Annotated in this window: 24 protein-coding genes; 17 read left to right on the top strand and 7 right to left on the bottom strand. The window is 60.0% G+C overall.

Annotated features, from left to right (window positions below; all coding sequences use genetic code 11):
- Positions 1 to 970 (bottom strand): HNH endonuclease signature motif containing protein (locus HMPREF2698_RS05965; protein WP_070562878.1); only part of this gene is annotated, 970 nt, incomplete at its 3' end.
- A 307-nt stretch (positions 971 to 1,277) separates the two neighbouring features.
- Here HMPREF2698_RS05965 and dapB point away from each other — a divergent pair.
- The 7 genes from dapB (at position 1,278) to HMPREF2698_RS06000 (ending at position 11,137) form a co-directional block, all read left to right on the top strand.
- Positions 1,278 to 2,024, top strand: a complete 747-nt coding sequence (dapB, locus tag HMPREF2698_RS05970; RefSeq protein ID WP_070562881.1) for a 4-hydroxy-tetrahydrodipicolinate reductase — start codon at positions 1,278 to 1,280, stop codon at positions 2,022 to 2,024.
- A complete protein-coding gene (gene thyX / locus HMPREF2698_RS05975; RefSeq protein ID WP_070562884.1) occupies positions 2,024 to 2,773 on the top strand; it encodes an FAD-dependent thymidylate synthase in 750 nt (249 codons plus the stop codon). The genes dapB and thyX overlap by 1 nt, the downstream gene beginning before the upstream one ends.
- A 71-nt stretch (positions 2,774 to 2,844) precedes the next feature.
- Complete coding sequence (dapA, locus tag HMPREF2698_RS05980) at positions 2,845 to 3,753, top strand: 4-hydroxy-tetrahydrodipicolinate synthase (RefSeq protein ID WP_070524512.1); 909 nt, start codon at positions 2,845 to 2,847, stop codon at positions 3,751 to 3,753.
- Between the two features lie 2 nt (positions 3,754 to 3,755).
- Positions 3,756 to 5,825, top strand: a complete 2,070-nt coding sequence (locus HMPREF2698_RS05985; RefSeq protein WP_083303801.1) for a ribonuclease J — start codon at positions 3,756 to 3,758, stop codon at positions 5,823 to 5,825.
- A gap of 43 nt (positions 5,826 to 5,868) precedes the next feature.
- The gene (locus HMPREF2698_RS05990; RefSeq protein WP_070562887.1) at positions 5,869 to 6,510 is read left to right on the top strand and encodes a TIGR03085 family metal-binding protein; all 642 of its coding nucleotides are present in this window, start codon (positions 5,869 to 5,871) and stop codon (positions 6,508 to 6,510) included.
- 77 nt (positions 6,511 to 6,587) lie between these two features.
- Positions 6,588 to 9,839: a DNA translocase FtsK gene (locus HMPREF2698_RS05995; protein ID WP_070562890.1), complete on the top strand. Its 3,252-nt coding sequence runs from the start codon at positions 6,588 to 6,590 to the stop codon at positions 9,837 to 9,839.
- Between the two features lie 179 nt (positions 9,840 to 10,018).
- On the top strand, positions 10,019 to 11,137 hold the full coding sequence (locus HMPREF2698_RS06000) for a TerC family protein (RefSeq protein ID WP_070562893.1): 1,119 nt from the start codon (positions 10,019 to 10,021) through the stop codon (positions 11,135 to 11,137).
- Between the two features lie 42 nt (positions 11,138 to 11,179).
- Here the strand turns inward: HMPREF2698_RS06000 and HMPREF2698_RS06005 are convergent, their stop codons facing one another.
- Positions 11,180 to 11,470 carry a YciI family protein gene (locus HMPREF2698_RS06005; RefSeq protein WP_070524508.1) on the bottom strand — a complete coding sequence of 97 codons (291 nt, stop codon included), beginning with the start codon at positions 11,468 to 11,470 and terminating at the stop codon, positions 11,180 to 11,182.
- Between the two features lie 47 nt (positions 11,471 to 11,517).
- Here HMPREF2698_RS06005 and pgsA point away from each other — a divergent pair, with 47 nt between their 5' ends.
- The 4 genes from pgsA to HMPREF2698_RS06025 all read left to right on the top strand — a co-directional run bounded on the left by pgsA (position 11,518) and on the right by HMPREF2698_RS06025 (position 13,926).
- Entirely contained in the window at positions 11,518 to 12,108 is a 591-nt protein-coding gene (gene pgsA / locus HMPREF2698_RS06010) for a CDP-diacylglycerol--glycerol-3-phosphate 3-phosphatidyltransferase (protein WP_180952027.1), read from the top strand.
- A complete protein-coding gene (locus tag HMPREF2698_RS06015; protein WP_070562896.1) occupies positions 12,105 to 12,590 on the top strand; it encodes a nicotinamide-nucleotide amidohydrolase family protein in 486 nt (161 codons plus the stop codon). The genes pgsA and HMPREF2698_RS06015 overlap by 4 nt, the downstream gene beginning before the upstream one ends.
- A gap of 45 nt (positions 12,591 to 12,635) precedes the next feature.
- Positions 12,636 to 12,983, top strand: coding sequence for a helix-turn-helix domain-containing protein (locus HMPREF2698_RS06020; protein WP_070531432.1), 348 nt, complete (start codon positions 12,636 to 12,638; stop codon positions 12,981 to 12,983).
- Positions 12,984 to 13,089: 106 nt separating this feature from the next.
- The gene (locus HMPREF2698_RS06025) at positions 13,090 to 13,926 is read left to right on the top strand and encodes a PspA/IM30 family protein (protein WP_070531429.1); all 837 of its coding nucleotides are present in this window, start codon (positions 13,090 to 13,092) and stop codon (positions 13,924 to 13,926) included.
- A 2-nt stretch (positions 13,927 to 13,928) separates the two neighbouring features.
- On the opposite strand, the gene HMPREF2698_RS06030 is transcribed toward HMPREF2698_RS06025, so the two are convergent.
- The 3 genes from HMPREF2698_RS06030 to HMPREF2698_RS06040 are packed head-to-tail and all read right to left on the bottom strand — an operon-like array spanning position 13,929 to position 15,822.
- Entirely contained in the window at positions 13,929 to 14,543 is a 615-nt protein-coding gene (locus HMPREF2698_RS06030; RefSeq protein ID WP_070562899.1) for an energy-coupling factor transporter transmembrane component T family protein, read from the bottom strand.
- A gap of 5 nt (positions 14,544 to 14,548) precedes the next feature.
- Positions 14,549 to 15,241 carry an energy-coupling factor ABC transporter ATP-binding protein gene (locus HMPREF2698_RS06035; RefSeq protein WP_070562901.1) on the bottom strand — a complete coding sequence of 231 codons (693 nt, stop codon included), beginning with the start codon at positions 15,239 to 15,241 and terminating at the stop codon, positions 14,549 to 14,551.
- Between the two features lie 5 nt (positions 15,242 to 15,246).
- Positions 15,247 to 15,822, bottom strand: a complete 576-nt coding sequence (locus HMPREF2698_RS06040) for a biotin transporter BioY (RefSeq protein WP_070562904.1) — start codon at positions 15,820 to 15,822, stop codon at positions 15,247 to 15,249.
- 228 nt (positions 15,823 to 16,050) lie between these two features.
- Here HMPREF2698_RS06040 and HMPREF2698_RS06045 point away from each other — a divergent pair, with 228 nt between their 5' ends.
- The 6 genes from HMPREF2698_RS06045 (at position 16,051) to HMPREF2698_RS06070 (ending at position 21,766) form a co-directional block, all read left to right on the top strand.
- On the top strand, positions 16,051 to 16,455 hold the full coding sequence (locus HMPREF2698_RS06045; RefSeq protein ID WP_141748930.1) for a hypothetical protein: 405 nt from the start codon (positions 16,051 to 16,053) through the stop codon (positions 16,453 to 16,455).
- Between the two features lie 238 nt (positions 16,456 to 16,693).
- Positions 16,694 to 17,827: a recombinase RecA gene (gene recA / locus HMPREF2698_RS06050; protein WP_070524502.1), complete on the top strand. Its 1,134-nt coding sequence runs from the start codon at positions 16,694 to 16,696 to the stop codon at positions 17,825 to 17,827.
- Positions 17,828 to 17,836: 9 nt separating this feature from the next.
- Positions 17,837 to 18,436, top strand: a complete 600-nt coding sequence (recX, locus tag HMPREF2698_RS06055; RefSeq protein WP_070524501.1) for a recombination regulator RecX — start codon at positions 17,837 to 17,839, stop codon at positions 18,434 to 18,436.
- Between the two features lie 8 nt (positions 18,437 to 18,444).
- Complete coding sequence (miaB, locus tag HMPREF2698_RS06060; protein WP_083303802.1) at positions 18,445 to 19,995, top strand: tRNA (N6-isopentenyl adenosine(37)-C2)-methylthiotransferase MiaB; 1,551 nt, start codon at positions 18,445 to 18,447, stop codon at positions 19,993 to 19,995.
- 21 nt (positions 19,996 to 20,016) lie between these two features.
- Positions 20,017 to 20,649, top strand: coding sequence for an Rv2732c family membrane protein (locus HMPREF2698_RS06065; protein WP_070562913.1), 633 nt, complete (start codon positions 20,017 to 20,019; stop codon positions 20,647 to 20,649).
- 28 nt (positions 20,650 to 20,677) lie between these two features.
- The gene (locus tag HMPREF2698_RS06070; protein WP_083303803.1) at positions 20,678 to 21,766 is read left to right on the top strand and encodes an alkene reductase; all 1,089 of its coding nucleotides are present in this window, start codon (positions 20,678 to 20,680) and stop codon (positions 21,764 to 21,766) included.
- Here the strand turns inward: HMPREF2698_RS06070 and HMPREF2698_RS06075 are convergent.
- Together HMPREF2698_RS06075 and HMPREF2698_RS06080 are read right to left on the bottom strand one after the other, a co-directional pair.
- Positions 21,748 to 22,824 carry a GNAT family N-acetyltransferase gene (locus HMPREF2698_RS06075; protein ID WP_070562919.1) on the bottom strand — a complete coding sequence of 359 codons (1,077 nt, stop codon included), beginning with the start codon at positions 22,822 to 22,824 and terminating at the stop codon, positions 21,748 to 21,750. The genes HMPREF2698_RS06070 and HMPREF2698_RS06075 overlap by 19 nt on opposite strands.
- Positions 22,825 to 22,842: 18 nt before the next feature.
- Entirely contained in the window at positions 22,843 to 24,159 is a 1,317-nt protein-coding gene (locus HMPREF2698_RS06080; RefSeq protein ID WP_070562922.1) for a DUF349 domain-containing protein, read from the bottom strand.
- Positions 24,160 to 24,261: the final 102 nt, after the last annotated feature.

Below are 24,261 nucleotides of genomic sequence, written 5' to 3' on the forward strand. Positions count from 1 at the left end.
GATGGCCTTGGCATAAGCATGCCAGGTTCTTCGGGTGGGTTGGCCCGCCTTCAGCCCAGTTATGCCGGTGATCAAGCTGGGTAAGAAAGGCAGGTTTCTCACACCCGCCGACCCGGCAGGTCCCGTCGCGGCCTTCGACGTGTTTGCGCATAATCAGGCCCGGTTGGTAGCCGTCTGCTTCGTCGATGTCACCGGTTAAATCCCGGGCTTTATCATGCGGCATAGCCTCTTGCCGCCAGCCGAAGCCTTCAATAAAGGTCGGGGCATTCTCAATATCGCAGGCCTGATAGGTATGTAGCACCACAGCGGCTGGAGGCTCAATCTCACCGGACAGCAGTTTCTTGACAGCATCAGGAATCGTCAGGTCGTGCTTGGCAGCGGTTTGGTGGATGAAGGCATCGAGTTTAATGCCGGTATCTTCAGTAACTTGGAGTTCTAGCCACGCAGAGGTGCCATTAGAAGAAAACCGGTAGGCATCCTTGGGGCGGGTATCACGAAAAGCGATGGAGTCATCCAGGGTTTTACAGATATCGCGGACTTTACGCCTGATCTGGCTACGGGTAGGAAAAGCCTGATTCGCCTTAGTGGGGGTGAAAAAGTCAGCCAGGATGGTGTCGATAAAATCCAGGGTTTCATCCGTCAGGGCTGTCAGGGCCGACATGGGCTGATCAATAGCAATCAAGGACTCGATGTCGAGCAGGCACGAGGTGTCTTGTATGGCTTTGACTTTCGGCAGGCTATCAAGCCGGTGGATAGCACGCAGACCTGCTTTGATGTGACCTTCGGGCAGCGACCAAGCAGCCACCAGGGATAGTGCGGTGGTGTTGATATCAGCCTGCAGGCTAGGCATAGCACCAACCCAGGTGTTGTAGATAGCGCGGCGGGCTGCCGCACGGGCCATCGCGTGTGGGTTATGAGGGTTGGTGGTGGAAAAGAAATAGGTTGGTGGGTGTGTGGCGGTGGTGGTCATGAATGTCTCCCCCGAGAAACATGAGTTAGAAGAAATGTTCTAACAATGATTCTACCGACCCTCACCGAACATGTCGATAATTAGTAGTGAATTCACGTCAAGTCGTTACTATAAACGGGGGTATCCGCGTCAAAATAGATTGGATGTGCGATACAAATGTGACAGGTTGCAAAACCGCCTAAACGCCAGTGAACTACGCAATTGATCGAGGTTTATGGCGGCCCTCTCTGCCCTGTCCAAAACCCTGCCGGCGGCGGGGATAGACTGGGCACAGCTGACCGTATGAACACGTATGAAGGGATTGTGAATGACTATCAAGGTGGGTGTCCTTGGCGCTAAGGGCCGCGTGGGGCAGGCAATCGTGGAGGGCGTCAACGCTGCAGAAGATCTGGAGCTTGTCGCTGAAATTGATCGCGAAACCCCGCTGGAGAAGCTAGTTGAAGCAGGCGCCGAGGTCGCCGTCGACTTCACTCAGCCCGCATCGGTTATGGATAATCTTGAGTTTTGTATCGCCAACGGAATCCATGCTGTTGTCGGCACCACGGGCTTCGACGAGGAGCGGCTAGCCAAGGTAGAGGAGTGGACTAAGAAGGAGGACGCTGGCAACGTTCTCATCGCTCCGAACTTTGCTGTCTCAGCTGTATTGACCATGGTGTTTGCTGCCCAAGCGGCGAAGTTCTTCGATAGCGCCGAGGTTGTTGAATACCACCACCCGAATAAGCTTGACGCGCCGTCCGGCACGGCGGTTCATACTGCGCAGGGAATTGCGAAGGCTCGTAAGGAAGCCGGCCTGGATGCAATGCCGGACAAGACCGAGCAGTCCCTTGACGGTGCACGAGGTGCAGACGTTGATGGCGTCCACGTCCATGCAGTTCGCATGCAGGGAATGGTGGCGCATGAAGAGGTAATCTTCGGTACCCAAGGGCAATCCCTGACCATCCGCCAGGATTCCTATGACCGCTCTTCCTTTACTCCCGGTGTTTTGCTTGGTGTGCGCGAGATTTCCTCCCACGCAGGTTTGACCGTGGGGCTTGAGAAGTATCTGGGGCTGTAATGGCAAAGGTCTCTGAGCTTGATGTCCAACTCATCGCGGCAACGGCGTTTCATGCACCACGCGGGGTGGATTGGAAGGCGGACGAGGGGGCGTCGGAAAGCGAGGCGTTAGTCGAGTTTGCTGGGCGTGCGTGTTACGAGTCCTTCGATAAGCCAAATCCTCGTACCGCGTCGAACCAGGCTTATTTACACCACATCTTGGAAGTGGGTCACGACGCGCTTCTGGAGCATGCCACCGCGACGCTGTATATAAGAGGGCTGTCGTGCTCGGCAACGCATGAGTTGGTGCGCCACCGGCACTTCTCCTTCTCCCAGCTTTCACAACGCTTCGTACACTCCGACGAAGCAGAGGTAGTGCTGCCCAAGTTCATTGCAGAAGATGAGCAGCTAACGCGGTTAACGCTACAAGCGGCCGATGAAGCGAGGTTTGTCTACGAAGAGCTGCTCGACGCCCTCGAGTCCAAACTGGAAGAGGAACCAAACGCATTGCTTCGTAAGAAGCAGGCGCGGCAGGCAGCGCGTGCGGTTTTGCCCAATCTCACAGAGTCCCGCATAGTAGTGACTGGGAACTACCGTGCGTGGCGCCACTTTATCGGCGCTCGGGCAACGGAGCAGGCTGATACTGAGATGCGCCAATTGGCGGTGACATGCTTGAAGCTGTTGAGAGAGCAATCGCCGGTGCTTTTCGACGACTTCCACATCACCACGTTGTCCGACGGGACCGAAATGGCTTCGAGCCCGTACGCTTAAAGGCTTTGCAGGAGACTCGCGCACGACCCCGATGCAGCCAATAGGGGCGAAAGCGGGTAATCTTGACGCCTATGAGCACAGGTATGACAGCACAGACAGGCGTCGACACCTTCGGACGCGTAGGCGTAGCTATGGTCACTCCATTTGACCAGGATGGCGCCTTGGATGTGTCCGCTGGTCGTCGCCTGGCAGCTCATCTGGTTGATAACGGTATTGATTCGCTCATTTTGGCTGGGACCACGGGTGAGTCACCGACGACGTCATTGGATGAGAAACTGGAGCTGTTTGCAGCTGTAAAGGAAGAGGTAGGCAGTCGCGCTAAGCTGTGTGCGGGAGCGGGAACCAATAACACCGCCACCAGCATTTCAGCAGCGCGCGCTTTCGCTGATGCGGGAGCAGACAGCCTCTTGGTTGTAACTCCGTATTACTCCAAGCCTTCCCAAGCCGGTGTGTATGCGCACTTTAGCGCTGTCGCTGACGCCGTGGACCTCCCCATTTGTCTGTATGACATCCCTGGCCGCTCGGGCATTCCGATTGAGACGGAGACCCTTCTTCGCCTCGCGGAAGTGCCGAATATCAAGGCCGTCAAGGACGCCAAGGGCGATCTTGTAGCGGCTGCACCGCTTATCCAGGAAACCGGATTGGCATGGTACTCCGGAGATGACGGGCTGAACTTGCCGTGGCTGGCCCTCGGTGCTTCAGGCGTTATTTCCGTGATTGGTCATATTGCCCCGCGTGCCCTGGCTGATCTCTACGTGGCCTTCGACGAAGGTGATATCGCACGTGCACGAGAGATCAACGCGAAAACTTTGTCCCCGCTCGTTGAGGCGCAAGGCCGCCTCGGAGGAGCAACTCTTGTTAAAGCTGCCTTGCGCCTGCAGGGCATTGAAGTTGGAGAACCTCGTCTCCCGGTTTCCGCGGCTGACGCGGATGAGATTGAGGTTCTCCGTCACGATTTGGAAAAGGCTGGAGTCCTTTAAGAATGACTGAATCCCGTAACCGTTCCCGCAAGGTGACCCGTAAGGCGGGTCCGCCTTCGGAGACTGAGACCGCCTCGAATGAGGCGGCTTCGCCGGTTTTCCAAGCACCGAAGGAATCGGCTGCTTCCGGCGCATCCTCTAAGGAGTCTGGAAACTCTGACGACGGCAACCGTCGTTCCCGTTCTCGTGGTTCCCGTGGCGGCCGTGGTCGCGGCCGCGGCGGCAACAACAACCACAACAACGGCAATAACAACAACGGTGGTCGTAACAACCGCAATCGCAACAACAACCGCGGCCGTCGCAACGTGCCTAAGTCCATGCAGGGCGCGGATCTGACCAAGCGTCTGCCGGAGCCGCCGAAGCAGCAGAAGGACTCTCTGCGTATCTATGCCTTGGGCGGTATTTCCGAGATCGGTCGAAATATGACCGTCTTTGAGTACCAGGATGAGATGCTCATCATCGACTGTGGTGTGCTCTTCCCGTCCTCCGGTGAGCCTGGTGTGGACCTGATTCTCCCGGACTTTGGCCCGATTGAGAAGAAGATTCACAAGGTCAAGGCGCTCGTCGTAACCCACGCGCACGAGGACCACATTGGTGCTATCCCGTGGCTGCTGAAGCTGCGCCCGGATATCCCGATTGTGGCATCCCGCTTCACTATTGCGTTGATTGCTGCCAAGTGTAAGGAACACCGCCAGAAGCCGAAGTTCGTTGAGGTCAATGAGATGTCCGATGTGAATTACGGTCCGTTCCGTTGCCGCTTCTGGGCAGTGAACCACTCCGTCCCGGATGCCCTCGGCGTCATGCTGGGAACCCCGGCTGGCAACATCATCCACACCGGTGATATCAAGCTGGACCAGACCCCGCTGGATAACCGCCCGACGGACCTGCCGGCCCTGTCGCGCTACGGCGACGAAGGCGTGGACCTCATGCTGTGCGATTCCACCAATGCCAACATCCCGGGTGTGTCCGCCTCTGAGGGTGACATTCCGGCAACGTTTAAGCGCCTAGTTTCTGGGGCCAAGCAGCGCGTGATCATCGCTTCCTTCGCCTCGAACGTCTACCGCGTGCAGGCGGCTATCGACGCCGCCGTGGCCGCCGGCCGCAAGGTTGCGTTCAACGGCCGCTCCATGATGCGCAACATGGAAATCGCGGAGAAGATGGGCTTCCTGAAGGTTCCGCGCGGCACCATCATCCCGATCGATGAGGCAGCCAAGATGGCTCCGCACAAGGTACTGCTCATCACCACCGGTACCCAGGGTGAGCCGATGGCGGCGCTGTCCCGCATGGCCCGTCGTGAGCATCGCCAGATCACCGTCCGCGATGGTGACCTCATCATCTTCTCCTCCTCCCTGATTCCGGGTAATGAGGAGGCCGTGTTCGGCGTTATCAACATGCTGTCCCAGATTGGCGCTGAGGTCATCACGAACAAGGAAGCTAAGGTCCACGCCTCCGGCCACGGCTATGGTGGCGAGCTGCTCTTCCTTTACAACGCTGCACGCCCGAAGAATGCCATGCCGGTGCACGGCGAGTGGCGCCACCTGCGTGCAAACAAGGAGCTGGCAGTCTCCACTGGTGTGGCCCGTGATCGCGTGGTCCTTGCGCAGAACGGCGTTGTCGTCGATCTGCGCAACGGCCGTGCTGAGGTCGTCGGCCAGATCCCGGTGGGCAACCTCTACGTCGATGGTGTGTCGATGGGTGATGTCGATGCCGATACCCTCGCGGACCGCACCAACCTGGGTGCCGGCGGTGTCGTTTCCATCACCTGTGTCATCGATAACCGCACGTCGCGCCTGCTTGAGCATCCGACGGTGTCCACGACGGGCTTCTCCGAAGATGACCGCGGTATCGTGCCTGAGGTCGCCGAGATGGTGGAGAACACCATGAACGACCTCGCCGCTGAGGGAGAGAACGATACCTACCGCATGGTGCAGAAGCTGCGCCGCAAGGTATCGAAGCTCATGGACTCCAAGTACAAGCGCGAGCCGGTGATTCTGCCGACCATCGTTCCGACGAACTCGGATATCCTGTTGCCTGACGACGACGAAGTTCACGCTTCGCGCGAATCGCTCTAAAGCTAAGGCCGCAAGCGCCCCAGTGTTCCCGCCTCCGGTGGGTATGCTGGGGCGCATGTCGTTTTCTTCAGCAGAGCGCGCCAAGATGGTGGCGTTGTTCCATGAGCTTGGCCCTGATGCTCCGACGTTGTGCGAAGGGTGGACAACCCGGGACCTAGCAACGCATTTGTGGGTGCGTGAGAACCGCCCTGATGCTGTGCTCGGTTCCTTTATTCCAGCGCTGTCCTCTCATACACGGAGCGTCGCGGATGGGGTCCGCGAGGGCATGACGTATGAGGAGCTGGTGGATGCGTGGGGGAGGGGAGCATCTAGGTTTAGCCCTCTGCGCTATGCAGACTCTGTGTTCAACGCGGCCGAGCACTTTGTCCACCACGAGGATATCCGCCGAGCTAATGGCCGCATTGAACCAAGAGATCTTTCACGAGCAGTCAACAAAGAGCTACTGGCGCCGTTGAAACTGCTAGGCACACGGCTGTTGTCGCACTCGCGCCTGCCCGTTGTCCTGGAGCCACAAGGTTTCCCGCCGATCGTGGCTGCGGATAGACACCGTGTGTCTGGACAAGGCGACGCTGTGGTTCGCGTACGAGGTACCGTGTCCGAGGTGCTCTTGTGGGCCTTCGGCCGCGACGTCGCTGATGTCGAGATTGAAGGCGATGAATCTGCAATCGTAAGGTCAAGCCTGTAGGCTGAACTGCTAATTTTCTTCGCCATACGTGTGTGGCGCATGTTGTTAATGGGGCTTTTGCTACTAGAGTGGCAATCATGTCTGTCAAGAACGCTCCGTCTCGCGCCTCCGGCCGAGGTCGCACGGCTAATCGCTCGCGACCGTCGGGCCGCACAAGCTACTCGCTGTCGTCTGCAACCCGCGCTGCCGAGACCTCCGAAGAGAGGACCGGCAGCGCCTTTCGTGCCGTTGGTCACGGGCTGGGCACCGTATTTGGCGCTACGGCCCGGGGCATGGGGAGCATGGCGCGGGGAGTCGGGCATGGCCTCGCCGGACTCAAGCCAGCTGAAGCGAGAGATCGGGACGAGGATCTTTATGATCCCGCTTATGATGCGTCCTATGACGAAGAGGCTTTTGATGATTACGACGATGTGAGGGAGCCAGGGGAAATTTCTGGACGCGCGAAGAATAAGAGAACTAGCAACAGGGCTGAGGGTGGCGCCTCGTCGAAAAGCAAGGTGACCCGTGCCCAGGACGTTGAGTCCGAGATGCCGACGACCATCATGGAGCGCCCCGCCCGGGTAGAGAAGAGCATTCGCGTCTCCAACCCGGATGCGGTCGCGCTCGTGCTGATTGGTGTGGCCATCGTCTTGGCATGCGCTACGTGGTTCCAAGTGGCTGGCATTATCGGTGAGTACCTCACCAATGCTGTGCGCTATGTGATTGGCGCGGGCGCCTATGTTCTTCCTGTTGCGCTCATCGCCGTAGCCATCGCGCTCATGATGGATCTTTCCGGCCCGGCCGGCCACTTCAAGCCGCGCGTGGTTGGCGGCACGGCCCTCATCGTGGTCTGCATGCTGAGCCTTATCCATATCTTTGCTGGGCTCCCGGACCTTACGTGGAATAAGAACGCCGCCGGAGAGGCCGGAGGCGCTATCGGTTTTGCTATCGGTGAGCTGCTCGTAGCAGCCTTCTCTAGCTACGTGGCCGTGCCGTTGCTCTTCCTATTGATTGTCTATGGGGCGCTCAACATCACCGGCATCACCCTGCGCGAAGCCTATGACTTCGTGGCTGCCCAATTCTCTGCGCTCGTCGGTGGACTCCGCGATCGGAAGGGCCGCTCGGAGTATGAGCTGCTTGACGACGCCTCCGCAGACGACTACGGCTATGTCAGCGATGACATCGACGCCATCGCCGAGGGGCGCGAGCGCCCCACGCGCCCGGTCCATACTCCGCGACCGCGCCAGCGCCAGCGCACGCAGCACACGCAGAGCTACCCGGCCGTTGCGCCGGATGAGAACGCCACGGTCTCCTTTGACTCGGCGGCACAGCCCATGAAGCAGGAACCGGTCCAACACGGCCGCCCCTCCTTTGATGCCGTGCCCGAGCGCCGCGTCGATGACACCGACGAGATCCCCGTTGTTCCGGAGCCGGAGCAGAAGCAGAAGGCAGCACCGAAACCTGTCGAGAAGCCGGTTGAGAAACCTGCGCACAAGCCTGCACAGCAGAAGCGTCCCCGCGTAGACGTTGGCGGTGCCGCCGGTGCGGCGCTGGGGGCGGCAGCCGCGGGGGCGTCGGCAAGCGCAGCGTCTGCTGGGGCGGCCGGGGAGGACGTTGTCTCTGCCGCACACTCCGAGGCCGTCCGTATGTTCCAGGAGCGTTCCGGGCGCGATGCGCGCACGGGCGCCAAGGTCGACGAGGATGTTCAAGACGCGGCGCAACAAGCACCCGCGGCCCCGAGCGGTGCGGAAGATACCGCACTGGGAGGCGGTTATGACGTGCCGACGACTGACCTGCTTACGGCCGGCAAGCCTGCGAAGGCTCGCACGGAGGCCAACGACCGCATCATCGAAGCCATCACTGAAGTCTTTGAGGAGTTTAAGGTCGATGCCCAAGTCACCGGGTTTAGCCGTGGCCCTACAGTGACGCGCTATGAGATTGAGCTGGGACCAGGCGTCAAGGTTTCGAAGATTACGAACCTGCAGTCCAATCTGGCTTATGCAGTGGCGACGGATAACCTGCGCCTGTTGACCCCGATTCCGGGCAAGTCTGCAGTCGGTATCGAGGTGCCTAATGCGGACCGTGAAATGGTGCGCCTGCGTGATGTTTTGGATTCCCCGGCATTGCGTGCTGATAACGATCCGATGCTCATCGGCTTGGGTAAGGACATCGAGGGCCAATTCACCTCCTTCTCCGTGAAGAAGATGCCGCACCTTCTCGTGGCCGGCGCAACCGGTTCAGGTAAGTCGGCGTTCGTGAACTCGATGCTGGTCTCGCTGCTCACTCGCGCGACCCCGGAAGACGTTCGCCTCATCCTGGTGGATCCGAAGATGGTCGAGCTCACACCCTACGAGGGCATCCCGCACCTCATCACCCCTATCATTACGCAGCCGAAGAAGGCCGCAGCGGCCCTGCAATGGCTGGTGGAGGAGATGGAGCAGCGCTACATGGACATGCAGGCTGCCCGCGTGCGCAAGATCGAGGATTTCAACCGCAAGGTTCGCAGCGGCGAATACCAGGCCCCGGCCGGCTCCCAGCGAGAGATGCGCCCGTACCCCTATATCGTGTGCGTCGTGGACGAGCTCGCCGACCTCATGATGACGGCGCCGAAGGAGATCGAGGATTCCATCGTCCGCATCACCCAGAAGGCCCGTGCAGCGGGTATCCACCTCGTGCTCGCAACACAGCGCCCGTCCGTGGACGTGGTTACCGGCCTTATCAAGACCAACGTGCCGTCCCGCCTGGCATTCGCGACGTCCTCGCTCACGGACTCCCGCGTCATCTTGGACCAGGGTGGTGCCGAGAAACTCATCGGTATGGGCGATGGCCTGTTTATCCCGCAGGGCGGGCGCCCAGTGCGCATGCAGGGCGCGTTCGTCTCCGACGAAGAGGTGCAGGCGGTTGTCGACGCCGCGAAGGCACAAGGCGCACCGAACTACACCGAAGGTGTCACGGAGGATAAAGCCAAGGACGCCAAGAAGGAGATCGACGAGGAAATCGGCAAGGACATGGACGACCTCTTGGAGGCCGTCGACCTCGTGGTCACGTCCCAGTTGGGCTCCACGTCGATGCTTCAGCGCAAGCTGCGCATCGGCTTTGCCAAGGCCGGCCGACTCATGGACCTCATGGAGTCGCGCGGTGTGGTTGGTCCCTCGGAAGGCTCCAAAGCTCGCGAGGTGCTGGTCAAACCGGAAGAGCTCGACACCATCATTTGGATGATCAAGGGGGCGGACCCAGCAGAGGCACCGAAGGAAGTCCAGGAAGCTGAAGGCACTGACGGTGCTGACGCGGAGTCAGCAGATACCCGCACCGTCGAAATCTCTGCCAACCCCTCCACGGGCGCGTTCTAAGTTCCGTGTAGGATAGGACGAGTCTTGGAGGGGAGTACCCCAATCCTCGGCGTCGATCGTCAACACGGCAACTGCGGTACAGTTCCCGGTCGCGCCGGCTAGCGTTGCTCTGCGTAAGCATCACTAGCGGGGGAGACCTCCGGTCTTTGTTGTCGCGTCGACCGGAGGGATAGCGCATTATGCACGTACCATTGTGGGTCTGGGCCATCACCATGGCGGTGATTCTGGGCTTTTTTATTTTCGATTTCTACAGCCACGTTCGCTCGCCCCATGAGCCTACGCTCAAGGAATCCGGTGGGTGGACGCTGTTCTATATGGCAATTGCCGTTGTCTTCGGCGGAGTTGTATGGGTGCTGTGGGACAGCGAACATGCCGCACAGTTCTACACCGGTTGGGTGACGGAACAGGCGCTGAGCGTGGACAATCTATTCGTCTTCTCGCTCATCATGGGATCCTTCAAAATCCCCCGCAGATACCAGCAGAAGGTGCTCCTCATCGGAATCGTTTTGGCCCTGGTATTCCGCCTCATTTTCATTTTGTTGGGCGCGGCAATTATCGCTGCATGGTCTGATGTCTTCTACATCTTCGCAATCTTCCTCATTTACACCGCAGTGAAGCTGCTCATCGATGAGATCAACGACGCCCCGGAGACAGACCCCAATGACATGTTGGTGGTCAAATGGCTGCGCAAGGTCGTACACGTAACCCCGCGCTACCACGGCGATAAGCTCACCCACCGTGAAGAGTCCGGGGAGAAGAAGGGGAAGTTCGCGCTCACCCCGCTGTTCGTGGCGCTGGCAGCAATTGGGCTTATCGACGTCATGTTTGCCTTCGACTCCATCCCCGCCATCTACGGCATTACCTCGGAGCCCTTCCTAGTATTCACCACCAACGCATTCGCGCTCATGGGCCTGCGTCAGATGTTCTTCCTCATCGATGGCCTGTTGGACCGTCTGGTTTACCTGCCCTATGGCCTGGGTATCATTCTGCTGTTCATCGGCGTCAAGCTGTTGTTCCACGCATTGCATGAGAACAACTTGCCGTTCATTAATGGCGGTGAGGATGTTTCCGCCGTGCCGGAGATTTCCACGCTGATGTCGCTGTTGGTCATCGTCGGCGTGCTCGCAATCACTGTGTTGCTGTCCGTGTGGAAAGACAAGCGCGACCAAGCTCAGGGTGGCGTGGTGATTTCCCACAACCACTACGACTGGGACGATGTTGGCAACAAGATCGTTCGTAACAAGCAGGGAGAGCTTGTGGGCAAGGCAGAGGACCTGCCGAAATCCGAGCTGCCCTAACTCCGAGTGCTGCCCGAGTCCCGGGCAGCATGGGGGAAGAGTTTAAAAGGAATTGATAACGGGATTCCACTCGCGGAAGGCACGGCCCGTAACGGCGCCTTCGGTGTAGAAGGGGTCCTGGTCCATGAGGGCGATTACCTCGGCCACCTCAATTGACTCGTCTTCAAACTGCAGGACGATGAGAGCCCCACCCTTGGAATCGGTGAAGGGGCCCGATCCGCAGATCTGGCCTTTCTCATGGAGCGCGCCGATGAACTCGCGGTGTTTCGGGCGAACATTTGCGATGACTGGGTTGGATGGATTGTATTCATAGGAGACAGCGAAGTACTTCATATTTTCCATGGTAGTGCTCGCGCGAGGGGTAGGGAGGCCACGGTAGGATGAAGGGCGTGAATGATTCTCAGGCTGCGCACAACCACTCTCAAACCGCGGATGTAAATCCCGAGGTCTCCAATTGGAATCTTCCCAATATCTTGACCAGTTTGCGCATCCTCTTTATCCCCTTGTTCGCCTGGTTGGTTCTGGCCGGACATGAGTGGTGGTCCTTTGTATGCTTTGCGCTCCTCATGCTCACAGACAAGCTGGACGGCGATATTGCACGCTCGCGTGGGCTCATTACAAATTTCGGCAAGATTGCGGATCCCATCGCGGATAAGGCTCTGATGACTGCGGCCTTCGTGTGCCTCAACATCACTGGTGCTCTGCCCGTGTGGATCACCGTCGTCATTCTCTTCCGTGAATTTGGGATCACTATTTGGCGCTTCTTCTTGCTGCGCCAAGGAAAAGTGGTGCCGGCTTCCCAAGGTGGAAAGCTCAAGACAGCGCTGCAGACCTTGGCGGTGGCGTTGTATCTCTGTCCGCTGCCGGGGTGGATGGACCTTCCGAGCTTCCTCGTCATGTTGGCTGCCGCCTTCGTTACTGTCCTGACCGGCATCCAGTATCTCATTGATGGCCGTAGGGAGAACCAGTGAGCATCGAGGAGCAACTAGTGTCCAGGCTCCGCGAGCGCGGCGAAACCGTGGCGTTCTGTGAGTCCCTTACTGCCGGTTTAGCCGCTGCCACGGTGGCGAGCGTGCCGGGAGCCTCGGCGGTGTTGCGGGGCGGTCTGGTGACGTATGCGACAGAGGTCAAGGCACATTTCCTCAACACCACCGTGGAAGAGCTTGACGATCAAGGCGTGGTGTCTGCCGCTACTGCCGCGCAGATGGCTGAGGCCGCAGTTGTCGAAACGCGTGCGGATTGGGGGCTAGGGCTGACTGGTGTGGCCGGGCCGGACCTCCAAGAAGGTAAACCTGCGGGAACCGTGTATGTGGGGCTGTGCGGGAGGGGCGACGGGGGCGTCGCCAAGCGAGGCGTCCTCTATGAGCTTTCTGCTGAGGGGCGCAACGCGATTCGTGCCGGTGCAGTTGAGGCAGCATTGAGTCTTCTCCTATCAACTCTTGAAGAAAAATAGTTGATTGTGGGAACAAGGAGGAGTGCTGGGCCGTTGTACGGAGTGATGAACACTTCAGTTGCATTACTTGATAAGCCCACCCAGACCAGCACGCGGTCGACGCGGACCCCTGAGCCGCTGCTGCGTGAGGCACTCGGACTGACGCTTCGCGCCTTCCGTGCGGATAAGGGCGTGACCCTTCGTGAGCTCGCCGGTGTAGCGCGCGTGTCCCCGGGATACCTTTCGGAGTTGGAGCGCGGCCGCAAGGAGGTTTCCTCTGAGCTTCTGGCATCCGTGTGCCATGCGCTTGATGTCAGTGTTTCCGATGTTCTCATCGAGGCCGCTGGCTACATGGCGCTGCCATCGATGGATGAAGAGCTAGCGTCCACCGCACCCGCAGCATCGGAACTGTAGAACCGCGGCGTAGCACTGCTTGCTTCGCTAATATTAGGCAGGCAGAGAATTCTTTTCGAACACTTTTTATAGACACAACGAACTGCTGAGAAAGGCACCTTCTGTTATGGCGAATCCATTCGTAAAGGCCTGGAAGTACTTGATGGCTCTCTTCGATTCGAAGATCGAGGAGAACGCTGATCCGAAGGTACAGATTGAGCAGGCAATCGAGGAAGCTCAGCGCCAGCACCAGGAGCTCTCGCAGCAGGCTGCGGCGGTCATCGGCAACCAGCGCCAGCTGGAGATGCAGCTCAACCGCCGTCTCAGCGAGATCGAAAAGCTGCAGCAGAACACCCGCAACGCTCTGAACTTGGCGGACAAGGCTCGTGCTGAGGGCGATGCGCAGAAGGCTACCGAGTATGAGAACGCAGCAGAAGCCTTCGCCGCCCAGTTGGTAACTGCCGAGGAGTCTGTTGAGGACACCAAGAAGCTGCATGATCAGGCACTGCAGCAGGCGGAGCAGGCTAAGAAGGCCGTCGAGCGCAATGGCATGGCCCTGCGTGAGAAGGTCAACGAGCGCTCGAAGCTGCTGTCCCAGCTTGAGCAGGCCAAGATGCAGGAGAAGGTTTCCGAGTCCCTCAACTCGATGAATGAGCTTTCTGCCAACGGCAACACCCCGTCCCTGGACGCGGTGCGCGACAAGATTGAGCGCCGTTACTCCAAGGCCCTGGGCCAGGCAGAGCTCGCGGAGAACTCCGTGTCTAACCGTATGCAGGAGATTGAGCAGGCCGGCGTGCAACTGGCTGGCCACTCCCGTCTCGAGCAGATTCGCGCGGAGATGAATAACCCGAAGGCCGTGGAGGGCAACTCCCAGCAGGCAATCGGCTCGGCAGGAACCCAGGCTCAGCCGAACGTGCAGAACGATGCCGTTCAGGCTCGCCTGCGCGAGCTGCGCGGAGAATAGGCTTAGTCGCCGACGCCGCGCGCTTGAAGCGCCTCACCCATGGCGCGTGCGCGGCGGATAGAGCGAATGATAACCGGGGTGCCAAAAGCGGCTAATGATGCCGTGGCGCCCCGGGCTTTTCGTGCGTCTAGCACCTCGACTACGGTTCCCAGCATGAGGGGAAGCAGTCGAATAGTAAGGGACATCGCCAGCGTGATGTTCTCAACGGGGACCCCGAGGCGCCCCAGCGGGGCAAGGGCGCGATCCAGGGAGTCCATCATCTCCGAGATTTTCGTCGTGAGTGTCAGCAGGACCGCCGCGCTAATGGCCGCGTAAATCGTGAGGAACATGATGGCAGCCGCCGTGAAGTCCTTCTGCCACCACTGAAATGCAGCGAGTGCGACGAGGAGATAGAGCGGCGGCGCGAGCTGGCCGAGCGCGACGCGGAAGGGGACCCGGGCAATGGGGAAGAGAGCAAGGGGGAGAGCGAGGCTTAGCGCTGCCCAGCCGATCGTGTGAACGGCCAGCGAAGTCACGAGGATGAAGCCGATGAGTACGAGGAATTTCACCGCGGCGGGGATGCGGTGGATGATGGTGTCGGCGTCGACATAGAAGCCGAGTGGGATGTTCTTGGGCATGATCGCTAGAGGGGGCGGGATTCCATGAGCTTCGTATAGAAGGGAATGACCTCGTCGGGTGTTCCATCGGCGGCTACGTGGTGGTCGTCAATGCACAGAACGCGGTCAAAGTCGGAGAGGAAGTCCAGGTCGTGGGTAACCACGATCAGCTGCTGCTCCAGGTTGGCGAACTCGCGGCGAATGCGGTCACGGTTGCGCAGGTCCAGCAGGGTTGTCGGCTCGTCGGCGATGATGACGGTCGGTTCCATGACCAGTACCGCAGCCAGCGCGAGGAGCTGTTTCTGCCCGCCGGAGAGCGAGTGTGGGGATTGTTCGGCCAGGGCCTTAAGGCCGAAGCGTTCGAGTGCGGCGTCGACACGCGCGGTGCGTTCCTCCCGAGGCAGCTTGAGGCGCCGCAGGGAGAATTCCACGTCATCGCGTACCTGCGGCATGACGATTTGGTTCTCGGCGTCTGAGAATACGAATCCCACGCGGCGCCGGATTTCTTTGCCGTGCTTGGCGACGTCCATGTTGTCCACCAAGACCTCACCGCGTGAGGGCTCACCGAGACCATTGATGAGCCGGACGAGGGTTGACTTGCCGCCGCCGTTGGCGCCGATGATGCCGATGCGTTGTTCGCTCAAGTTGAGGGAAACGTCGTTAAGCACAGGCGTCTCGTCGAAGGTGACGGACACGTTACGGAATTCAATGAGCGGCACGGGAGCTACTTCGCCTTAGCGGTGCGTCGGCCCATCAGGTCTGGGAACGCTGCATGGACGCCGACCGCAATGACAACCATCACGGCGACCTTGATGAGATCGGGGATGAGGAATGGCCCTTGGGCGATGGTGGCTGCACCGAAGGACATGCCAGAGCGGTACATCAGGCCGAGAATTCCGCAGAAGTACTGGACGGCGAGGCCAACGACGCCGGCGATAGCGAGGATGAGCGTCATTCCGCCCTTGTTGCGCGGGGCGCGGTAGGCGATGAGTCCGGCGATGGCCGGGGCGACCACATAGCCAACGAGGTAGCCAACCGTGGGGCCGGCGAGAGCGCTCAACGCGCTACGTCCGCCGGCGAGGATGGGAAGGCCGACGAGGCCGAGGGCAATGAAGAGCAGGCCCACGAAGAGGCCGCGGCGGCCGCCGAGGACCAGACCCGCGAGGATGATAACCGCGTTTTGAAGAACGATGGGTACGCCCGCGGTGGGAGTAGGAATAGAGACAAAAGCAAAGACTATGATGAGCGCGGTAAAGACCGCGACGTACGCGATGTCAGTCGCGACGGAATTCTTTTTCATGGGCCAAAGTTTATCCAGTGGGATAACTGTGCAGCAAATAGCACCTTTTGAACAGTGTTCAAGCACGAAATTTAGGACGCGCATCCACCCCGAACGGGGTATCTTTGGTGCATGGAAATTGGGCAGAAACAAGCGTGGCTTAAGGGTTTAGGGTGCCTTAGGGCGCGCTATGGGGCAGTAGCACTTCTTTCCGGTGTGGCTATAGGCGGCTTAGCTGGATGTTCGTTGGTGAATTCCGCGAACGTCATCGAAAATATCGATGAGGCCGCTGGGGTCGAGGGAGGGGAGCCGGGAAGCGTAGACATGCCGATCGGTGACATCTTCGATTCGGAGTATGAACGGGTGATCATTATTTGCCCTGGCGCTACCGAAAGGGATGTCCTCGCCGCCAGCGATGGAACCTGGCAGGGAGGTACAGATGAGGATGATGAGTGGGTGCCACCGGCGGCGGGTAGCGTTGAGCTGTACCGTGATGTGCAAGGGCCGGGGTATTCCAAGTATATGAGTAGCAGGGCTAACCTCGATGACCTGGATGTCTGCAGCTCGTTAGGGGAGGAGGTGGCCGTTCTTCAGACTGCTGAGAAGGTGACCTTCTCGCGGCAAGAGCAGGACGGTCCTTGGGTGCTTCAGTAGTGGAGGCTGTCGCTGGGACACGCGCTTGGGCGAAATGGAAAATCGAACACTTGTGTGTGTATTGTGGGACGTGGTCCGGCGGGCACGTTAGGGTGACTTCGTGGCTTGAGGAGAGGGCGCTAAGGCTGTTTGAGTCGCGCCAGGGAACCTCAGCTGCCACGTGGCAGTCTAATTAGGTGCCAGCTTTAATTAACGCGTAAGAACGCACTACAACTGACGCACGATAGTGAGGAAATGAATGGCTACGAAGAAGAAGTCCTCGGCAGCGAGCAAGGGCGATGATCGTCAAAAAGCCCTTGACGCTGCCATGGCGATGATTGAGAAGGATTTTGGTAAGGGTGCCGTTATGCGCCTGGGTGATGATGATCGCCCGCCAATCCAGGCTATTTCCTCCGGTAATACGGCCATCGATATCGCATTGGGCGTCGGCGGCTTCCCGCGTGGCCGTATCGTGGAGATTTATGGTCCGGAATCCTCGGGTAAAACTACCGTTGCTCTGCACGCGATTGCATCGGCGCAGAAGACTGGCGGTATTGCGGCCTTCATCGATGCTGAGCATGCTCTCGATCCGGAGTACGCACGTCTGCTTGGCGTTGATACCGATAACCTGTTGGTCTCCCAGCCAGATACTGGTGAGCAGGCTTTGGAAATCGCCGATATGCTCGTGCGCTCTGGTGCTATTGACATCATCGTGATTGACTCGGTTGCTGCGCTGACCCCCAAGGCGGAGATCGAAGGTGAGATGGGTGATAGCCACGTTGGCCTCCAGGCTCGTCTCATGTCCCAGGCGCTGCGTAAGATGACGGGTGCTCTGTACAACTCGGGGACCACCGCCATCTTCATCAACCAGCTGCGTGAAAAGATCGGCGTGATGTTTGGTTCGCCGGAGACCACGACTGGCGGTAAGGCGCTGAAGTTCTACGCCTCGGTGCGCTGCGATATTCGCCGCATTCAGACCCTCAAGGACGGTCAGGATGCCATCGGTAACCGCACCAAGCTCAAGGTTGTAAAGAACAAGGTCTCCCCGCCGTTCAAGATCGCTGAGTTCGACATCATGTATGGCGAAGGTATTTCGCGCGAGTCTTCCATTATTGACTTGGGCGTCGAACACGGCTTCATCAAGAAGTCTGGTTCCTGGTTTACCTATGAGGGTGACCAGCTGGGCCAAGGCAAGGAGAAGGCTCGTAACTTCCTCAAGGATAATCCGGATCTGGCGGATGAGATTGAGAAGAAGATCTTCGTCAAGCTCGGTGTGGGTGCTGCCGCTGCCGAGAGTGGCGACAACGTGGCCATGGATGTGCCAGGAGCAGATGATCCGCTGACGGATGAGTCTGTGGATCTGGTTCCGAACGTCGATTTCGACGACGACTAAACGGGATCTATGGCACAACCCTCATCGGAGAAGATTGAGAAGCTGCGCCAGGCCCTCGAATCCTATGAATCAGGTGACGCGGGCGGACAGCTAGTTGACGCAGAAGCCGAAGCTGCGAAGGCTCCCGTGCGTTCTCGTGCGCTCGGTCTGCTGGACCAGAGAGCGCGTTCCCGCAAGGAACTGCGTGACCGCCTCGTTGCTGCGGACTTCGAGCCCGACGTGGTCGAGGAAGTTGTTGATGACCTCGCAGATGTCGGCCTTGTTGATGACGCGAGCTTTGCCAAGGAATGGGTTCGCCAGCGTCATGCGCGGCGCGGCAAGTCGTCCCGCGCCCTCAACGTGGAGCTCAAGGAGAAGGGCGTTGATGCCGCTGATCGGGCCGCAGCCTTAGAGCAGATTACAGACGAATCTGAAGAGGCCGTCGCCCGCCAGGTCGCGGAGAAGAAGGCGCGGACGCTTAAAAAGGTTCCGGCCGACCGGCATGAAAGGGACAAGTTCCTGCGCCGCATCGTGGGAACGCTCGCGCGGCGCGGCTACAACCAGGAACTTGTCATGCGCATATCCATCGAGGCTCTTGATGCGCGCATCGCCGAATTAAAGGCATTATGAGTAGCCGGATGGGCCAGTTAGAATGTCCCCCCGTGAGCTCCCCCGAAATCAATAGCCAGCCCCGCACCTATGAGGTGCGGACTTTTGGCTGCCAAATGAACGTTCATGACTCCGAGCGCATCTCCGGTTTGCTCGAGGAAGCCGGCTACTCGGCGGCACCGGATGGCGCCGAGCCTGACCTCGTAGTCTTCAACACCTGTGCTGTGCGTGAGAACGCCGACAAGCGTTTGTATGGAACCCTAGGTGCGCTCAAGAAGACGAAAGAGAACCACCCCGGCATGCAGATCGCTGTGGGCGGCTGCTTGGCGCAAAAGGATAAGGACACAGTCCTTGACCATGCGCCGTGGGTCGATGCGGTATTCGGCACCCACAACATGGCGGCTTTGCCGACACTTCTTGAACGCGCTCGCCACAATGATGAGGCCCAGGTTGAAATCGTCGACGCGCTTGAGGCTTTTCCCTCCGTGCTGCCGGCCAAGCGCGAGTCCGCCTATGCCGGGTGGGTATCGGTCTCCGTGGGCTGCAATAACACCTGTACTTTCTGCATCGTTCCTTCCCTGCGCGGCAAGGAGGAGGACCGCCGCCCTGGCGACATCCTCGCAGAGGTTCAGGCCTTGGTGGAGCAGGGAGTGTCCGAGGTGACGTTGCTGGGCCAAAACGTCAATGCCTATGGCGTCAATTTCGCTGACCCGGACCTGCCGCGAGACCGCTTCGCCTTTTCCAAGCTGCTGCGGGAAGTGGGCAAGATCGAGGGGCTTGAGCGCCTGCGCTTTACTTCCCCGCACCCGGCAGAGTTCACCTCCGACGTCATCGATGCCATGGCGGAGACTCCGGCTGTGTGCCCACAGTTGCACATGCCGCTGCAGTCTGGCTCCGACAAGGTGCTCAAAGACATGCGCCGTTCCTACCGCACGAAGAAGTTCCTAGGCATCCTCGACGAAGTGCGCGAGAAAATGCCGCACGCCGCCATCACCACCGATATCATCGTGGGCTTCCCCGGTGAGACGGAGGAGGACTTTGAGGCCACCCTGGATGTGGTGCGTCGCGCCCGCTTTGCCTCCGCGTTTACCTTCCAGTATTCGCCGCGTCCGGGAACCCCGGCTGCGGTCATGGAGAACCAGATCCCGAAGGAGGTAGTGCAGGAGCGCTTCGAGCGCCTCGTAGCGCTCCAAGACTCCATCCAGGCCGAGGAGAACGCGAAGCTCATTGGCACCGACGTGGAGCTCCTGGTCCAGGCGGAAGGCGGCCGCAAGTCCGCCGAGACCCACCGTCTTACCGGTCGTGCTCGCGATGGCCGCCTCGTTCACTTTGCTCCCGTCGATAGTGAGGGCAAGGACATCTCCACGGAGATTCGCCCTGGCGATGTCGTACATACCACCGTGACGGATGCGGGTTCCTTCTTCCTCGTGGCCGATTCCGGTGTCAGTGAGCACCGCCGTACCAAGGCCGGTGACATGTCGGCTGCGGGGCAGACTCCCACCACGGCGCCGATTGGGGTGGGGTTGGGCCTGCCGGGCGTCGGCAAGCCCAGCGCTCCCGCTGATTCCTGTGGCTGCTAGAAAGGAGTAGGCTCCGATTCTATGAGTGATGACTTGAAGCAGGTGCGCGATGCTGTCGCCGCAGAAAAGCGCGCGGCGAAGACCATCGAACTGGGAAAGCACAAATATGCGCTCATCGTGTCTGTCGTGGTGTGGGTAGCGTATCTGGTGTTGCCTTATGCCGGTGACGCCCGTGGATGGGAAGCACTCTTCGTAGGCGGAACCGCCGAGGGAGTGCGAATTTCACTTATGGAGACCGTTAGCGCCTGGTTAGCGTTGGGTGGCGTGGGAATTCTGACTACCGCTACGATCCTTACGCGGCGGACGTCTGTGGCTCTCGCCGCATGGATGATGGTGACCATCTCCTTTTTCGTTAACTTGTGGGGATTCTGGTACCGCGGCGGTGCCGCTGAGGGGGCATCTATTGGCATGTACGTGGGCGCTGTGTCTACGTTGGTGGCCTTCCTGGTGTACTGCCAAGTGGCGTTGCGCCGCAGCCCTGAGCAGTTAGCCGCCGCGGAGCGCGTGCGGGAAGTCTCGGGGCAGCTTGACCACGTGGGAGTCCTGCAGAACGAAGCCGCGACCGCGCTTCCAGCGGAACAGAACCCGCTGCTTATCGACGACCGCCGCTCGCGCGCCGCCTCACGCCACCGGAGCCAGCAGGGCGAGGAATAAGCGTTCCTAGATTCGTGTTGTGGAGTGCATGGCTACACTCTTTGACTCTTTAGAACTGGGACGACTAACGCTTCCAAACCGCGTGACGATGGCGGCTTTGACCCGGTCGCGCGCAGGGCGCGACGGCGTCCCCACGCAGCTGCATGAGAGGTACTACACGCAACGCGCCTCCATGGGGCTAATCGTGACAGAAGGTGTGTTCCCAGCGGTGACCAGCCGTGCCTTCCCAGGCCAGCCTGGTATCGAGACATCAGAGCAGATAGCTGGGTGGCGTCGCGTGGCGAAGTCCGTTCACGATTCCGGCGGGCGCATCTTCATGCAGGTAATGAATGGCGGGCGTTTGTCTCATGCCAGCCTTCTTGAAGGGGCGGAGCCCGCAGCTCCCTCTGCACTGGCCTCCGGCACCGCGGTGAGAGATTTCGAATCCCGCAAGGAGTGCCCAGTTCCCCGAGCTCTCGACAGCGAAGAGCTGCCGCGCATCATCGATGAGTTCCGGCAAGCCGCACGCAACGCCATTGACGCAGGCATGGATGGCGTAGAGATCCACGGTGCCAACGGCTATCTTTTGCACCAGTTCCTTTCCCCAAGCTCCAATCACCGCGACGATGCTTATGGCGGAAGCCCGCAACATCGCTATCGCCTTGTGGAGGAGATCCTGCGTGCGGTGGCTGAAGAGATTGGCGCGGACCGCCTTGCGCTGCGCCTATCGCCGCAAAACAATATTCAAGGCATTGAGGAAAGCGACGTTGAGGATGTGCGCGCCACCTACGGTGGGCTGCTTCGCGCTATCGAGGACCTCGGCTTGGCCTATGTTTCCTTCCTGCACGCAGAGCCCACTGGTGAGCTCATCACCGAGCTGAGCACTCTTGTTCGCGCCAACGGGAAGACACGCGTCATCCTCAACTCAGGCTTTGGCCGCATCACCCAGCGGGAGGAAGCTGAGCAGCTGGTGCAGTACGGCGATGCCGTGGCGGTGGGGCGGCTGGCCATCTCGAACCCGGACCTAGTCCGCCGCTGGCAGGAGGAATTACCTGTCACCGCGCCGGATGAGAGAACGTTTTACACGGGAGGGGAGCGCGGCTATACCGACTACCCCGTTTACACAGTGAGCTCGTAGGCGCTGCTGGCGGAGATGACGTGCGCCCCGAGGCGGGCATAAAGCGCGTTCATCGCTGGATCGGCCTGGGCCACTGAGCAGTACGCACGGCGAACGGTGGGCCAGTGGTGCGTCACTGCGTACTGAGCGTGCTGTTTGGCGCGCGTGGCGAACCCGCGACGTCGGTATTCACGGTCGGTCACTGTGAGCGTCCACTCGCACACCTCGGGGTCTGCATCGCCGTGGCGGGAGAGTTCCGTGAGGGCGACGACTTTACCTTGGTCGAGAATGCCCACGAGCAGAGTGTGCGCATTGCGGGAGCGCAGCCGGGCGTGGGCCTCCTCGAGGCGCTTCCGCGTCCACACGATGGGCTCGACGCTCAAGTCACCGTAGACCGCGTCGGTGGAGGCGAGGGTGAGCAAGCGGAGGACGTCGTCAAGCAACGCGTCCGGAATGTCGTAGTCCGGCCAGACGTGCGCGCCGAGGACCGGGGAGGTGGCAGCGATGTCGATGTACATCTGGCGCTCGGCGTGCTTCTGGCGAAAGCCCAGTTCGAGGTAGGCCTGCGACATCGGGTCGTATGAGCGGTCCGCGTCCGGCGGGTACAGCATGCCAACCTGGGCATTCTTGCGGCCTAGCTGGCGGGTAAGGCGGAGGGCTTCGCGCGCCAAGGTCCGCGTGACCTCGAGGGCTTCCGGCTCCAGCTCTTCCCCGGGCAGGGGGAGGAGATCGGCGGCGAGGACGCACTCGATGTCGGCGTTATCTGTCTCTTCCAAAAGCGGAAGCGAGATGTGGATGAAACCGTCGAAGTCAATTTCTGGGCTGGGCTCGGCGGCCGAAATAACCGGCAAGCCCAACTCTCCAGCTGGGCCCAAGACGGAGTCTGTCAGACCAACGAGGTAGGTACGCGACTCCGTAGAACCTTGGAGACGCTGGAGCACGCGACGCGGAGAGCCACTGGCCGCGGGATCACCGCTGGCCTCTTGCGCGGCAAGGTTAGCGTCGAAGACGAAGCTGCGGAGACAGTCAGCCGGCTCAGCGTGGGCCGAGCCCGGCGGGGCGACGATGTGAACGAACACTCAGGCTATGCGGCGCGCTTACTTGCCGTTGACAGCAGCCGCGGCGGCATCCGCGAACTCCTGCCACTGCTTGGCCTGGGCGCGCAGATCCTCTGCCTTCTTGGTATTGCCCTTGGCCTCAGCTGCTTCTGCTTGAGCGGTGAAGTCATCCACCTTGGCCTGGAACTGAGCCACGCGGGCCTGGGCCTCTGGATCCGTCCGGCGCCACTCTGAATCCTCGGCATCGCTCACGCGCTTTTCCAGAGCGGAAATCTTAGCCTCGAACTCACGTACCTGATTGCGCGGGACGAAACCAATCTCTTCCCACTTTTCCTGCAGCTCTCGCAGCTTGGCCTTCGCCGCGTCGAGCGACTTGGTGGGATCAATCTGGGAGTCATATTCCGCAATGAGTGCGTCCTTGGCGGCGGCGTTCTCAGCGAACTGCTTGTCGCGCTCATCGTTGACGGCGTTGCGGGCGTTAAAGAAGTGGTCCTGCGCGGCGCGGAAGCGGGCCCAGAGCTTGTCATCGATCTCGCGCGGCGCGCGGCCAGTAGCCTTCCACTCCGTCATGAGGTCGCGGTAAGCGCGCGCCGTCTCACCCCAGTTAGTGGATTCCTTGATAGCTTCTGCGCGCTCAACCAATTCTTCCTTCTTGGCGCGGGCAGCAGCGCGGTTGCGGTCGAGCTCAGCGAAGTGCGAGCCGCGGCGGCGGTTGAAGGAATCCCGGGCGCGGGAGTAGCGCTTCCACAGGGCATCATCCGTGTGGCGGTCGATGCCGCGGATCTGCTTCCATTCCTCGAGGATGGCGCGGATGCGGTCGCCGGCGGCCTTCCACTCCGTCGAGTTAGCGGCGATGTCCTCGGCCTCTGCGGCGAGCTTCTCCTTCTTTGCGATTGCCTCCTCGCGGCGGCGGGCCTTATCGGCCTGTGCTTGTTCGCCGGCTTCGACGGAATGCTCGATGACGGTGCCCAGGCGCTGATCCAAGGCTGCGATATCACCAATTACCGCCTGCGTGGGCAGGGACTCTCGCAGCTCTGCCGCGGTAGCCTTAATCGATGCTGCATCGCCCGGATGTGCATTCAGGCGGGATTCCAGCAGCTCGATCTCGGTAGACAAATCATCGTAGCGCGCGCCAAAATGCGCTAGGCCTTCTTCGGGTGTACCGGCCTGCCATTCACCGATCTTGCGTTCGCCCTCGGGTGCTTTGACATACACCGAACCATCAGCATCAACGCGGCCCCACTGAGTGGGATCGTTCTTCACGGGCTGCACCGGGCGAGCTGCCGGGGCGGACGGAGTTGGGCCGGGACGAGAACCCTTGCGGGGCATGGCTCCAGGGGAAGGAATAGCGGACATGGTAGGAAACCACCTTCGGTACTATCGCGCCGCGCGACACGGCTGCCAGAACTTATGTCACACAACACTACCGTTTCAGCCGCGCAGCCGCGTGTTAACCCC

Source organism: Corynebacterium sp. HMSC072A02 (genome assembly GCF_001810085.1).
GTDB classification, from domain to species: domain Bacteria; phylum Actinomycetota; class Actinomycetes; order Mycobacteriales; family Mycobacteriaceae; genus Corynebacterium; species Corynebacterium hesseae.

Excerpts from the sequence above, each read along its gene's own strand:
- HMPREF2698_RS06025 (WP_070531429.1), top strand. The coding sequence starts at position 13,090 with ATGGCGAATCCATTCGTAAAGGCCTGGAAGTACTTGATGGCTCTCTTC.
- pgsA (WP_180952027.1), top strand. The coding sequence starts at position 11,518 with ATGAAGGGCGTGAATGATTCTCAGGCTGCGCACAACCACTCTCAAACC.
- HMPREF2698_RS06000 (WP_070562893.1), top strand. The coding sequence starts at position 10,019 with ATGCACGTACCATTGTGGGTCTGGGCCATCACCATGGCGGTGATTCTG.
- recA (WP_070524502.1), top strand. The coding sequence starts at position 16,694 with ATGGCTACGAAGAAGAAGTCCTCGGCAGCGAGCAAGGGCGATGATCGT.
- HMPREF2698_RS06020 (WP_070531432.1), top strand. The coding sequence starts at position 12,636 with ATGAACACTTCAGTTGCATTACTTGATAAGCCCACCCAGACCAGCACG.
- HMPREF2698_RS06005 (WP_070524508.1), bottom strand. The coding sequence starts at position 11,470 with ATGAAGTACTTCGCTGTCTCCTATGAATACAATCCATCCAACCCAGTC.
- dapB (WP_070562881.1), top strand. The coding sequence starts at position 1,278 with ATGACTATCAAGGTGGGTGTCCTTGGCGCTAAGGGCCGCGTGGGGCAG.
- HMPREF2698_RS05985 (WP_083303801.1), top strand. The coding sequence starts at position 3,756 with ATGACTGAATCCCGTAACCGTTCCCGCAAGGTGACCCGTAAGGCGGGT.
- HMPREF2698_RS06030 (WP_070562899.1), bottom strand. The coding sequence starts at position 14,543 with ATGCCCAAGAACATCCCACTCGGCTTCTATGTCGACGCCGACACCATC.
- dapA (WP_070524512.1), top strand. The coding sequence starts at position 2,845 with ATGAGCACAGGTATGACAGCACAGACAGGCGTCGACACCTTCGGACGC.
- HMPREF2698_RS05995 (WP_070562890.1), top strand. The coding sequence starts at position 6,588 with ATGTCTGTCAAGAACGCTCCGTCTCGCGCCTCCGGCCGAGGTCGCACG.
- miaB (WP_083303802.1), top strand. The coding sequence starts at position 18,445 with ATGGGCCAGTTAGAATGTCCCCCCGTGAGCTCCCCCGAAATCAATAGC.
- HMPREF2698_RS06070 (WP_083303803.1), top strand. The coding sequence starts at position 20,678 with ATGGCTACACTCTTTGACTCTTTAGAACTGGGACGACTAACGCTTCCA.
- thyX (WP_070562884.1), top strand. The coding sequence starts at position 2,024 with ATGGCAAAGGTCTCTGAGCTTGATGTCCAACTCATCGCGGCAACGGCG.
- HMPREF2698_RS05990 (WP_070562887.1), top strand. The coding sequence starts at position 5,869 with ATGCTGGGGCGCATGTCGTTTTCTTCAGCAGAGCGCGCCAAGATGGTG.
- HMPREF2698_RS06040 (WP_070562904.1), bottom strand. The coding sequence starts at position 15,822 with ATGAAAAAGAATTCCGTCGCGACTGACATCGCGTACGTCGCGGTCTTT.
- recX (WP_070524501.1), top strand. The coding sequence starts at position 17,837 with ATGGCACAACCCTCATCGGAGAAGATTGAGAAGCTGCGCCAGGCCCTC.
- HMPREF2698_RS06080 (WP_070562922.1), bottom strand. The coding sequence starts at position 24,159 with ATGTCCGCTATTCCTTCCCCTGGAGCCATGCCCCGCAAGGGTTCTCGT.
- HMPREF2698_RS06065 (WP_070562913.1), top strand. The coding sequence starts at position 20,017 with ATGAGTGATGACTTGAAGCAGGTGCGCGATGCTGTCGCCGCAGAAAAG.